Source organism: Novosphingobium barchaimii LL02 (genome assembly GCF_001046635.1).
Classification (GTDB): domain Bacteria; phylum Pseudomonadota; class Alphaproteobacteria; order Sphingomonadales; family Sphingomonadaceae; genus Novosphingobium; species Novosphingobium barchaimii.
On record NZ_KQ130452.1, the window covers coordinates 785,504 to 797,723 of the forward strand.

Below are 12,220 nucleotides of genomic sequence, written 5' to 3' on the forward strand. Positions count from 1 at the left end.
CCTTGTCCATGTCGCCCGGCGGGCCGGAGCCGATCCCCCATACGCGCTTTGCCGCGATCCGGGTGCGTCTCGAACGGTTCGAGCCGCGTCCCGGGTGGCGGGCATGGCTTTACGAATTTCTGCTGTTCGGGTTCAAACAGGGGTGGGCCTGCCTGTTTGGCGCACTGCTGCTGGGCCTCTTGCTGGGAACGCACCTGTTCTACCCGGCGAATGCGCCGCTGGCCCGCTACGATTTCCTGACGCTGAGCGCGCTGGGCATCCAGATCGCGATGCTGGCGCTGCGGCTGGAGACGATGGAGGAGGCCAGAGTGATCCTGGCTTTCCACATCGTCGGCACGGTCATGGAACTGTTCAAGACCGCGTTCGGATCATGGCAATATCCCGAGGCCAGCCTGCTGCGCGTGGCCGGGGTGCCGCTGTTCTCCGGCTTCATGTACGCGGCGGTGGGCAGTTACATCGCGCGTGTCTGGCGCATCTTCGACTTCCGGTTCTCACGCTACCCCAGTCCGGCGCTGAGCATAGCGCTGGCAGCGGCGATCTACGTCAACTTCTTCGCCCACCACTGGTTGACGGACATGCGCCTTGTCCTGTTCGCGGCGCTGGCCCTGTTCTTCGCGCGCACCCGTATCTGGTTTCGCGTCTGGCGCGAGGACCGCTGGATGCCGCTGCTGCTGGGCTGGCTGCTGGTGGCGCTGTTCATCTGGTTCGCCGAGAATATCTCCACGTTCTCCCGCGCCTGGATCTACCCGAACCAGCGCGGCGGCTGGGCACTGGTCCATCCTTCCAAGCTGGGCGCGTGGTACCTGCTGATGTATATTTCGTTCGTACTGGTCGCGGCGGTGCACCGACCAAGGGCGAAGGAAGCGCCGCAGCTTGCCGCGTCCGCCCATGCCGAGATGAGGTGATGACCCCATGTTCCTGAACTTCATCGACGAACTGCGCGCCGCCGGCATCCAGGCTTCGCTCAAAGAGCACCTCGTGCTGCTCGAGGCGCTCGACAAGGACGTTATCGACCAGACGCCAGAGGCTTTCTATTACCTTGCCCGCGCCACCTTCGTGAAGGACGAGGGCCTGCTCGACCGTTTCGACCAGGTGTTCCAGAAAGTCTTCAAGGGCATCCTTTCCGACTACGGCCAGCAGCCGGTCGACATTCCCGAGGACTGGCTGAAGAAGCTCGCCGAACGCTATTTCTCGCCCGAGGAAATGGAGAAGGTGAAGGCGCTCGGCTCGTGGGACGAGATCATGGAGACGCTCAAGAAGCGGCTTGAGGAGCAGCAGAAGCGGCATCAGGGCGGCAACAAATGGGTCGGCACCAATGGCACTTCGCCGTTCGGGCACTCGGGCTACAACCCCGAAGGCGTGCGCATCGGCGGTGAAGGCCAGCATGGGCGCGCGGTGAAGGTCTGGGAAAAGCGCGAGTTCGCCAATCTCGACAACACCAAGGAACTGGGCACCCGCAATATTAAGGTGGCGCTGCGGCGATTGCGCCGTTTCGCCCGCGAAGGCGCGGCCGAGGAACTCGATCTCGACGAGACCATCCGGGGCACCGCCAAGCAGGGCTGGCTCGACGTCGTCATGCGGCCAGAGCGGCACAATGCGGTGAAGGTGCTGCTGTTCCTCGACGTGGGCGGTTCGATGGACCCGTTCATCAGCCTCATGGAGGAACTGTTCAGCGCCGCCACCGGCGAGTTCAAGAACATGGAGTTCTTCTACTTCCACAACTGCCTCTACGAAGGCGTGTGGAAGGACAACAAGCGCCGCTGGTCGCAGCGCACTTCAACATGGGACCTGCTTCATAAGTACGGGCATGACTACAAGGTGATCTTCGTCGGCGACGCCGCGATGAGCCCGTATGAGATCAGCCATCCCGGCGGCTCGGTGGAGCACATGAACGAGGAAGCCGGCGCGGTGTGGCTTGGCCGCGTGGTGCAGACCTACCCGGCGACGGTCTGGCTAAACCCCTCGCCCGAGCGGCAATGGAACTATTCCGGTTCGACCAAGATGATCCGCGAGATCGTGGGCGGCTCGATGTTCCCGCTGACGCTGGACGGGCTGGACAAGGCGATGCGGGAACTGACCCGCAAGAAGGGGTAGAGCCTGCCCCCCACCTCCGCTCGTCCTGAGCCTGTCGAAGGACCGCAGCGCAGCGCCAACGCCCTTCGACAGGCTCAGGACCAGCGGAGGTGGGGAGATCGGGTTAAATCAGACCCTGTATGACTGCGCCCGCCTTTCCCGGCTATCTGTTGGCAGCGCGGGTACAGCGGCGTAGACTTGGTCATCAAAGGAGAACGGCGATGATTACGGCTCTGCTTCTGCTTTCCACCGCGCTTGGCGCAGCGGCGGCGCCGGACGGCGACAAGTCACAGGACCGCCGCAAGTGCGAATACGTCATCCAGCGGGCGGCCGAAAAGTCCGCTCGTCAGCCGCAGGCGATATCGCCCTCCCCGCCCTTGCTGCTCAGCGCCGTCGAAAAGCGGGTTCAGGGCTGCCCGGTGCTGGTCGAAGCCGGCACCGGCAGGATGATCGAGCCGCCCGTCTTCAACGACGGACCGGCCCGGAGATCCCCCGCTCAGTAAAGCAGCAGGTCGGCGACTTCTTTCCGCCAGGCCGCTTCATCGCGGGCGGCGACCGTGTCGAGATCGCCCGGTAGCGAGGCGGGGTTATCCACCCATTCGCGCAAGGCCGGGCCGCCATTGATGACGTCGATGGCGAGGCGGTCGAACTCATACTCGTAAGGGAAGTCGCGCCACAGCGGGTAATCCGGCTGTAGACGGCGGATCGCCTTGAACGCCAGCGCCTGCAGCCGCCACGGGCGGAAGCCCTCGTGGTCGTAGAAGCTGCCCTCGGCGTGGATCATGAGGCCGTTGCACAGCGCCTTGGCATGTTTGTGGAAGGTCGGCTCGAACCAGCATTCGCGTAAGGCGCAGCCTGCCAGCCACTCTGGCGCGAAGGCCTGCATTTCAGCCAGCACGGCCTTGGCGTCGATATCCGGCGCGCCGAACAGGACTTCGAGCGGGCGGGTAGTGCCGCGCCCCTCGGAAACCGTTGCGCCTTCGATCATCACCGTACCGGCATAGGCGCGGGCCATGTTGAGATTGGCGGCGTTGGGACTGGGGTTGATCCAGATCCGGTCTTCCGGCCAACCGAAGCCCGGCGCCGCGTCCGGCTGCCAGCCTTCCATGGCGATCACGTGGTAGTCGACGTTCAGGTTGAACTGGCGGATGAACCAGTGGCCCATCTCGCCCAGCGTCAGCCCGTGGCGCATCGGCATCGGGCCGGCGCCGACGAAGCTTTCCTGCCCGGCGATCAGCGTGGTGCCTTCCACCGGGCGACCTGCCGGGTTCGGGCGGTCCAGCACCCAGACGCTCTTGCCCTCGCGCGCCGCTTCTTCCAGCAGGTAGAGCAGCGTGGTGACGAAGGTATAGATGCGGCAGCCCAGGTCCTGAAGGTCGAACAGGAACACGTCGGCGGTGTCCATCATCGCCGGCGTGGGGCGGCGCACTTCGCCGTAGAGGCTGAACACCGGGATGCCGTAGGCCGGGTCGACCTCGTCCATGGTCTCGACCATGTTGTCCTGCTTGTCGCCCTTCAGGCCGTGCTGCGGACCAAAGGCGCTGGTCACGTTCACCCCGGCCGCGATCAGCGCGTCGAGCGAATGGACCAGCCCCTCGGTAACCGAGGCGGGATGGGCGATCAGGGAAACGCGCTTGCCTTCGAGAGGGGCACGCAGGGCGGGGTCCGCAAGCAGGCGGTCGATACCGAACTTCATGGGCCGCTGGGTGCCGCAACCTTTTCGATGAAGCAAGCCGGATCGTGGAAATCCGGTGCATCGCCGGTATGGGCCAGCGACCAGTAGCTCCTGTGGCCGCCCGCTTCCTCGATCACGGCGGTGAACCCGCAGTCCCACGGCGCGGCGGGCAGGCCCGCGGCGGGAATGGCGGCGTCGAAGATCGCCATGTCGGTGCCAAGGCGCAAGGTGCAGTCCGGCTCGCGCGGCATGGGACGCTCGGTCCTGCCTTCGCGCCGAGCGGTGAAGTCGTAGACGTTCCAGCGCTCGGACGGGGAGAGGTTTAGTTCGGTATAGTCCGGCCCCTCGCCCCCCTTCAGGAACAGCTCGAAACAGGTGGTCTGCCACAAGTCGTCGGCGCGGCCCTTGCCCGCGAAGGAGGGCACCGCCAGCTTGCCCGCGCCCATGATCTTCCAGCGCGCACGCAGCCATGTCGCATCGAAACCGATGATGCGCGCCTCGATGCTGCGCACCGACAGGGGAGGATGCGCGGGGTGGAAGGTTAGTTCAGCCATGCCGCCAAGCCTAGGTGGCCGCGGCGCAAGCTGGCAATGCGCAATTCGCCGAGAGGACGTTTCCGCGCGCCGCAGCTATCGTCATCCGGCGGATCGCATGCTACGCGCGCCGCTCCTTACAACACAAGAAGCACGACGATGACCCACACCTCCTCCCTGCTCCGCCTCCTCGACGAGCGCGGCTACATCCACCAGCTGACCGATGCCGAAGGCCTCGACACGCTTGCGGCCAAGCAGGTTGTGCCGGGGTATATCGGCTTCGACCCGACCGCGCCTTCGCTGCACGTCGGGCACCTGGTTTCGATCATGATGCTGCGCCAGCTCCAGCGCGCCGGCCACAAGCCGATCGTGGTGATGGGCGGCGGCACCGGCAAGATCGGCGACCCCAGCTTCAAGGACGAAGCGCGCAAGCTGCTGACCGAGGACACCATCGCGCAGAACGTCGCCTCGATCCGCCGCGTCTTCGAGCGTTTCCTGACCTTCGGCGACGGCCCGACCGACGCGATCATGGTCGACAACGCCGACTGGCTCGACAAGCTGGAATACATCCCGTTCCTGCGCGACATCGGCCAGCACTTCTCGATCAACCGGATGCTCAGCTTCGATTCGGTGAAGACCCGCCTCGACCGCGAGCAGTCGCTCAGCTTCCTCGAATTCAACTACATGATCCTGCAGGCCTACGACTTCCTTGAACTGTCGCGCCGGGCCGGCTGCCGCCTTCAGATGGGCGGCTCCGACCAGTGGGGCAACATCGTCAACGGCATCGAACTGTCGCGCCGGGTCGATGGTACGCAGGTCTTCGGCCTGACCACGCCGCTGCTCACCAACGCCGATGGCTCGAAGATGGGCAAGACGGTCGGCGGCGCGGTCTGGCTGAACGAGGACCAGCTTTCGCACTTCGATTACTGGCAGTTCTGGCGCAACACCGACGACCGCGACGTGGGCAAGCGCCTGCGCCTGTTCACCGACCTGCCGCTGGACGAGATCGAGCGCCTTGAAGCGCTTCAGGGCAGCGAGATCAACGCGGCGAAGATCGTCCTCGCCAATGAAGCCACCAAGCTGTGCCGCGGCGAGGATGCCTCGAAGGCCGCCGAAGCCACCGCGCAGACGACCTTCGCCGGCGGCGGCCTTGGCGAAGACCTGCCGACGATCGAAGTCGGGCCTGAAGGCATCCGCGCGGGCGCTGCCTGCACCGCGCTGGGCTTCGTGGCATCCAATGGCGAGGCCAAGCGCAAGATCGCCGAAAACGCCGTCCGCCTTGACGATCAACTCGTCGAAGATGTCGCACTGCTTATCGCAGTTCCTGCCGGAGAAAGCCGCAAGCTCAGCCTGGGCAAGAAAAAGCACGGCATTATCAAAGGGATCTAATCCATCCACCGCCGGTCACCGCTCTGGAGGAGCCGGCGGAATTTACCGATTGTTTGCCATTTGCGCGTAACGTCTCCGTCACGGCACAGAACAAAGGCAAACAACTCATGAGCTCAGGAGCGCAGCTCACTGTAACCGACAAAAGACGCGCCGCGCGTCACCCGGTCGACTACACCGTGATCGCCGAGCATCGCCAGCTCGGCGATCTGCCGTTGCACATCGTCAACATCTCCGCTCAGGGCTTCATGGCCCAGGGCGAAATCCAGATAGAACGCGGCGAACGACTGGTCATGCGCCTGCCGGTGATCGGCCGCATCGAGGCGCACATGATCTGGGCGCACGAAGGCCGTTCCGGGTTTCAGTTCGAGCGGATCATCCGCATCGACGACTTCCTCAAGCTGGTCGACACGATCCAGCCCAACCCGCGTCTTCGCCCCCGTCGCTGATGCCATGTGGCGGGCTTTGGCTCGCCACTATCCTGTCGATAAATTGCTGAATGACAACGTATCATTGCTCGCACCATCGACGTCTTGTGATAGTATAACATCACAAGTAGCGGGAGCGGATGGACACGCAGACCTCTCGAATCGCCCTGCTCGCTTGCGCCGGCTTCCTTTCCACCTGCATCGCGCTGGCTCTGCCGGCAACCGCTCAGGCGCAGGATGCCCGGCCCGACGCCTCGCTGCCACGCCCCGCCCCGCGCGCCCATGATCCCGCGCATCCCGAGGGCGACGAAGCGGGTAAAGACATCGTTGTCGTCGGCCACCCGCCGACCGATTACGGCCTGCTCGCCGCCACCGCCAGCCTTGCCGGTGACGCCCTCGTCGCCGAGACGCGCGGTCAGATCGGCGAAATCCTGAAGTCCCTTCCGGGCGTTTCTTCCACCAGCTTCTCCCCCGGTGCATCGCGCCCGGTGCTGCGCGGCTTCAGCGGCGACCGCGTCAGCGTGCTGACAGACGGCATCGGCTCTCTCGACGCCTCCAATGTCTCGGTCGACCATGCCGTGGTCTTCGATGCGCTGACGGTCGATCATATCGACGTATTCCACGGTCCCTCGGTGCTGTTGTTCGGCGGCAATGCCATCGGCGGCGCGGTCAACGCCATCGACAAGCGCATTCCCCGCCAGGTGCCGGACCGGATCACCGTCACCGGCATCGGCAGCTACGCCACCGCCGCCAGCGAGCGCGCGGTGAGCGGCGCCATCGACGCCCCGCTAGGTGAGCGGTTCGTCGCCCACATCGACGCCTCCTGGCGCAAGGCCGGCGATCTGCGCATAGGCGGCAATGTCTACTCCAAAGCCCTTCGCCACGACATGCTCCACGCCGCCGAGCACCTTGCCGAAGACGGCGAGGCCGCAGAAGCCGCCGAACTCACCGCAGAGGCCGGCCGCAGGAACCGGGTGCCGAACTCCGCCGCCAGGTCCTCCACCATCGGCGCGGGCCTGGCCTTCATTGACGCGGGCGGCAGCCTGGGCATTTCCTATCAGCGCTATGACAGCCGCTACGGCGTGCCTGATCGCCCGGCAACCGGCCATGGCCACGAGGAGGAGGGCCACGACGACCACGGCCATGAGGAGGAAGGGCACGTCCACGGCGAAGGCCCCGTCACCATCGACCTGCTCCAGAACCGCTTCGACCTGCGCGGCGAACTGAAACTGAGCGGCTTCCTCGAAAGCGTCCAGATCCGCGGCGCCTTTGCCGACTACAAGCATACCGAGTTCGAGGGCGACGAGGTCGGCACAGTCTTCAAGGGCGAAGGCATCGAGACCCGCGCCGATCTTGTCCAGGCGAACCACGGCGGCTGGCGCGGTCGCAGCGGCGTGCAGTACTTGTGGCGCAGCCTGGCGGTGAACGGCGCCGAAGCCCTGATCCCCGACTACGAGGTTGAACGCATCGGCGCGTTCACCCTGCAGTCCTACGAAGTGGGCGGCGGTTTCTCGCTTGACGGATCGGGCCGCTACGACAGCTCGCGCATCCAGTCGCAAGGCGCGGCCTTCCGCAAGTCGTTCGACTTGTGGTCAGGCGCGGCGGGGGCAAGCTGGAAGTCGGGCACGGGCCTGGGCCTCGGCGCGAACTTCGTCCACGGCGAACGCGCGCCCTCGCCCGAGGAACTGCTGAGCGACGGCATCCACATCGCCACCCAGTCCTACGAACTGGGCGACCGCACGCTGGGGATCGAACGCAGCAACGGCTTCGAGGCGTACCTGCGCTACAACACGCCCAAATTCGACTTCTCGCTGACCGGCTACCTGACGGACTTCGACAACTACATCGCCCCGCTTGCGACCGGCGCCGAGCAGGAAGGCCAGCCCGTCTATCAGTACACGGGCGTCGAAGCGCGCTTCAAGGGCTTCGAGGCGGCCGGCAGCGTCCAGGCGGCGGCATGGTCGGGCGGCGAACTGCGTTTCGACGGCGCGGCGGACTATACCCACGCCCGGATCAAGGGCTACGGCGCCGTCCCGCGGATCCCCCCCTTGCGCATTCGCGGCGGCAGCGCCGTGACGCTGGGCGAAGTGCGCCTGCGCGGCGAAGTGGAGTGGAACGCGAAACAGAACCGCGTCAGCGATTATGAGAACCCCACCGCCGCCTTCACCCTCGTGAACATCAGCGCCGACTGGCACCCGCTGGGGGAGAACGGCCCGGTGACGCTGATGCTTTCGGCGGACAATCTGTTCGACGTGATCGGTCGCCGGTCCGCCTCGTTCACCAACGACTTCGTGCCAATCTCGGGCCGCGACGTGCGGATCACTGCAAAGTTCACCTACTGATGCAAAAAGCGCGCGGTGTCTTGGCAACGAGACACCGCGCTGCCATGCAGCATGGCGTGAGTCTCCCCCCTTCCCCGCCCGTAGCTGAACCTGACACTCAGCCCACTTCACCCCTTGCCATCGCCGACTATCGCCGGTTCTGGCTGGCCCGGTTCTTCGCCGTTCTGGCGACCACCGGCACCGTCGTCATCATCGGCTATCAGGTCTATGACGTCGCGCGCAGCGACTATGCCATGTCGATGTCGCAGGCCGCGTTCCAGCTCGGCTTGCTGGGCTTTGCGCAGTTCGTGCCGGTGTTCCTGCTGACCCCGGTGGCGGGCGTCATCGCTGACCGGTTCGACCGCCGCAAGGTGGCCGGCATCGCCTCGCTGCTCGACATGTGCGTGGCGCTGGGCCTCGGCGTGACCACGGCAATGGAAATGCGCAGCCTGCCGGTACTTTATATGTTCGCGGTGCTGCACGGCACCGTGCGCGTCTTCATCAGCCCTTCGATGGCGGCGATCGCGCCCAACATCGTGCCGCCCAGGCTGATCCCGCGCGCGATCGGCTTCAACTCCATCGCCATGCAGGCCGGCACGATCATCGGCCCGGCTGCTTACGGCTTCCTGTTCGCGGCAAACCATGCGCTGCCTTATTGGGCATCGGCGGTGTTCACCCTGGGCGCGTCGATCGCCATCCAGTCGATCCGCAACCTGCCGCCGCCGCGCCCCGATGCGCGCAAGGCGCACCCGGTGCGCCAGATCGTCGAAGGCTTCCAGTTCATCCTGCGCGAGCGGTTTCTACTGGGCTGCCTCTCGCTCGACCTTTTCGCCGTGCTGCTGGGCGGGGCGACCGCGCTGATGCCGGTCTTTGCGCGCGACATCCTGCACGTCGGCCCCGAAGGCCTGGGCCAGATGCGCGCGGCGACCGCGGCAGGCGCGGCGGTGGTCGCCCTGTGGCTTTCGTTCCGCCCCTTGCGCGCCAATGTCGGCGTCAAGATGCTGGTTTCGGTCGCGGGCTATGGGCTGATGACGGTGGCCTTCGGGCTATCCACCCATTTCCTGCTGTCGCTGGGCTGCCTCGCGCTGCTGGGCGCGGCGGACATGATCTCGGTGTTCATCCGCAGTTCGCTGGTCCAGCTACGTACGCCCGACGACGTGCGCGGCCGCGTATCCGCCATTTCCGGCCTGGCTGTCTCGGCCTCCAACGAACTGGGCGAGTTCCAGTCGGGCTTCGCCGCGGCGCTGCTCGGCGCGACCGGAGCGGTTGTTTTCGGCGGCAGCGCTGCCATAGTCATCACCCTGGCGTGGGCCTGGCTCTTCCCGGAGATCCGCCGCGCACGAACCTTCGAAACCCGTTGGGAGCAAAAGCCATGAAGGCTGACAGCATTCTCGCCACGATCGGCAACACTCCGCACATCCGCCTCTCGCGCCTGTTTCCGGACCACGAAGTCTGGGTAAAGGCAGAGCGCGCCAACCCCGGCGGCTCGATCAAGGACCGCATCGGCCTCGCCATGATCGAGGCGGCGGAAGCCGACGGCAGCCTTTCGCCCGGCGGCACGATCATCGAGCCGACCTCGGGCAACACCGGCATCGGCCTCGCTATGGCGGCGGCGGTGAAGGGCTACAAGCTGATCCTGGTCATGCCCGAATCGATGTCGATCGAGCGCCGCCGCCTGATGCTGGCCTACGGCGCGCAGTTCGACCTGACGCCCCGCGAAAAGGGCATGAAGGGCGCGATCGAGCGGGCCAAGGAACTGATCGAGGCCACCCCCGGATCGTGGATGCCGCAGCAGTTCGACAACCCCGCGAACATCTCTGTCCACGTAGCGACGACCGCGCAGGAAATCCTGGCGGACTTCGCCGAAACTCCGGTCGACGCGCTGATCACCGGCGTTGGCACCGGTGGGCACCTGACCGGCTGCGCCGAGGCGCTGAAGGCCGTTTGGCCCGCCATGAAAGCCTATGCGGTGGAGCCGACCCTGTCGCCGGTCATCTCGGGCGGCCAGCCCGGCCCGCACCCGATTCAGGGCATCGGCGCCGGCTTCATCCCCGGCAACCTGCATACCCAGGCGATCGACGGCGCCATCCAGGTCGACCCGGCCGACGCCAAGGACTGGGCGCGCCGCTGCGCGACTATCGAGGGCATGCTGGTCGGCATCAGTTCCGGCGCGACGCTGGCCGCCATCGCCCAGAAGCTGAAGGACCTGCCCGCAGGCAGCCGCGTCCTGGGCTTCAACTACGATACCGGTGAGCGTTACCTATCGGTGCCGGATTTCCTGCCGGAATAACGGCAAGCAGCCCCTGTCCCGGATCAGGTCCGGGACAGGGGCAGACCGTCAGCCTTCGATCCGCGCGAGGCCTTCGCCGTCGATCTTGCGGTAGAAACAGCTGCGCGCGCCCGTGTGGCAGGCCGGGCCTTCAGGCCGGACCCGCAGTTCGAGCGCATCCTGATCGCAGTCCACGCGGATTTCCTCGACCCGCAGGAAATGCCCCGAAGTCTCACCCTTGAGCCACAGCTTCCCGCGTGAACGCGAATGGAAATGCGCCAGCCCGGTTTCCCGCGTCTTTTCCAGCGCCTCGGCGTCCATGTAGGCGACCATGAGGATTTCGCGGGTCGACGAATCGACTGCAATTGCAATCAGCAGGCCCTGCGCATCGAAGCGCGGAAGGAACGCGGTTCCCAGTTCGCGCTCTGCTGCGGTCACGTCTGACATCTTGAAGGTTTCCCTATTTCGGCATTGTGTGGAAGTATTGTTGCACGATAACCACAGCAGACGACCAAAATCCACGTTACCCGCCGAATCCTCTTTCAAAAAAATGCGATTCGATGAATTTTGTAACTGCAGCTGGGGGGCTGCTACTGACCTAGAGGTCGCTGTCAGGCAAGTGTCTGAAAAGACACGACCCTGATTACAAAGGCGCCACGGTTCAGGGAATGCGATCAATGAGGGATCGGATCATGCATGCGGCCAGGGGCACAACGCAGCATGATCCAAGAGTTTCGTCACGAGGACGCCCGGGATCTCAGATCCCGGGCGTTTTCGTATTCAGGCTCACGTGGTATCCAGCGCTTCGTCCAGTACGCGTGCAAAGCAGGCGACCACCACACGCTCTGCCCCGGCGCGCCGCAGCGCAGAGACGCAGGCATTGCTGGTCGCTCCGCTGGTCAGCACATCGTCGACTAGCACCACCTTCCTGCCTTTCAGCGCGTCGGTCCGACCGGGGCGTACAGTGATTACCCCTGACAGCACACGCTTGCGCGCCAGCTTGCCAAGACCGCCCAGCGACGGCGTTGCCTTGCGCCGCTCCAGCACGTCAACGCCAAGGCGGGCGCCTGTGCGCCGGGTGATCTGCCGCGCCAGTTCCGCCGCCTGGTTGTAACCGCGCTTCCACAGGCGCCAGCGGTGCAGCGGCACCGGCACGACCAGCCACTCGGCATCGACGAAGGACAGCTTGGGCACGATCAGCCCCGCCATCATCGGCGCCAGCGCCAGCCGGCTTCCGTGCTTGAAGGCCAGCACCAGCTTGCGCGACGTATCGTTATAAAGTGTCCCCGCAGCGATCCCGGCGTGGCGCGGCGGATCGGCCAGACAAGGCGCGCAGGTTCCGCCAGCGGGCATCGCATCGCCGAATGGGCGGTTGCAGGACCCGCAGGCCGGATCACCGGGTATCGCCAGCGTTGCCCAGCATGTCATGCACAGCCCCGTCTGCGCACCGATCCCCGCCCCGCACAGCGGGCAGCGCGGCGGGAATATAAGGTCAACGAGCGGCAAAAGCGCCTGAGCCAAAGTCATGGATGGAC

12 protein-coding genes are annotated in these 12,220 nt (G+C 65.4%); 8 read left to right on the forward strand and 4 right to left on the reverse strand.

Annotation, left to right across the window (positions count from 1 at the left end; translation table 11 throughout):
• Positions 1 to 8: 8 nt before the first annotated feature.
• From V474_RS03995 to V474_RS04005, 3 genes are all read left to right on the forward strand, one after another.
• Positions 9 to 905, forward strand: coding sequence for a DUF817 domain-containing protein (locus tag V474_RS03995; protein ID WP_059150214.1), 897 nt, complete (start codon positions 9 to 11; stop codon positions 903 to 905).
• 7 nt (positions 906 to 912) lie between these two features.
• Positions 913 to 2,094 (forward strand): vWA domain-containing protein, encoded by a 1,182-nt coding sequence (locus tag V474_RS04000; protein WP_059150215.1) that lies wholly within the window; start codon positions 913 to 915, stop codon positions 2,092 to 2,094.
• 200 nt (positions 2,095 to 2,294) lie between these two features.
• On the forward strand, positions 2,295 to 2,576 hold the full coding sequence (locus tag V474_RS04005) for a hypothetical protein (RefSeq protein WP_059150216.1): 282 nt from the start codon (positions 2,295 to 2,297) through the stop codon (positions 2,574 to 2,576).
• Here the strand turns inward: V474_RS04005 and V474_RS04010 are convergent.
• Together V474_RS04010 and V474_RS04015 are read right to left on the reverse strand one after the other, a co-directional pair.
• Positions 2,570 to 3,769 carry an exo-beta-N-acetylmuramidase NamZ family protein gene (locus tag V474_RS04010; protein ID WP_059150217.1) on the reverse strand — a complete coding sequence of 400 codons (1,200 nt, stop codon included), beginning with the start codon at positions 3,767 to 3,769 and terminating at the stop codon, positions 2,570 to 2,572. The two genes, V474_RS04005 and V474_RS04010, sit on opposite strands and share 7 nt — an antisense overlap.
• Positions 3,766 to 4,302, reverse strand: coding sequence for a DOMON-like domain-containing protein (locus V474_RS04015; protein WP_059150218.1), 537 nt, complete (start codon positions 4,300 to 4,302; stop codon positions 3,766 to 3,768). The genes V474_RS04010 and V474_RS04015 overlap by 4 nt, the downstream gene beginning before the upstream one ends.
• Before the next feature lie 138 nt (positions 4,303 to 4,440).
• On the opposite strand from V474_RS04015, the gene tyrS reads away from it, so the two are divergent.
• The 5 genes from tyrS to cysK all read left to right on the forward strand — a co-directional run bounded on the left by tyrS (position 4,441) and on the right by cysK (position 10,706).
• On the forward strand, positions 4,441 to 5,670 hold the full coding sequence (gene tyrS / locus V474_RS04020) for a tyrosine--tRNA ligase (protein ID WP_059150219.1): 1,230 nt from the start codon (positions 4,441 to 4,443) through the stop codon (positions 5,668 to 5,670).
• A 107-nt stretch (positions 5,671 to 5,777) separates the two neighbouring features.
• Positions 5,778 to 6,116 (forward strand): PilZ domain-containing protein, encoded by a 339-nt coding sequence (locus tag V474_RS04025; RefSeq protein ID WP_059150220.1) that lies wholly within the window; start codon positions 5,778 to 5,780, stop codon positions 6,114 to 6,116.
• A 119-nt stretch (positions 6,117 to 6,235) separates the two neighbouring features.
• Positions 6,236 to 8,437, forward strand: coding sequence for a TonB-dependent receptor (locus tag V474_RS04030; protein ID WP_059150221.1), 2,202 nt, complete (start codon positions 6,236 to 6,238; stop codon positions 8,435 to 8,437).
• A gap of 44 nt (positions 8,438 to 8,481) precedes the next feature.
• Entirely contained in the window at positions 8,482 to 9,792 is a 1,311-nt protein-coding gene (locus V474_RS04035) for an MFS transporter (RefSeq protein ID WP_059150222.1), read from the forward strand.
• Positions 9,789 to 10,706 carry a cysteine synthase A gene (gene cysK, locus V474_RS04040; RefSeq protein WP_059150223.1) on the forward strand — a complete coding sequence of 306 codons (918 nt, stop codon included), beginning with the start codon at positions 9,789 to 9,791 and terminating at the stop codon, positions 10,704 to 10,706. Before V474_RS04035 ends, cysK begins: the two co-directional genes overlap by 4 nt.
• A 48-nt stretch (positions 10,707 to 10,754) precedes the next feature.
• On the opposite strand, the gene hisI is transcribed toward cysK, so the two are convergent.
• Complete coding sequence (hisI, locus tag V474_RS04045; protein WP_059150224.1) at positions 10,755 to 11,132, reverse strand: phosphoribosyl-AMP cyclohydrolase; 378 nt, start codon at positions 11,130 to 11,132, stop codon at positions 10,755 to 10,757.
• Positions 11,133 to 11,471: 339 nt separating this feature from the next.
• Positions 11,472 to 12,212 (reverse strand): ComF family protein, encoded by a 741-nt coding sequence (locus V474_RS04050; protein ID WP_059150225.1) that lies wholly within the window; start codon positions 12,210 to 12,212, stop codon positions 11,472 to 11,474.
• Between the last annotated feature and the right edge of the window lie 8 nt (positions 12,213 to 12,220).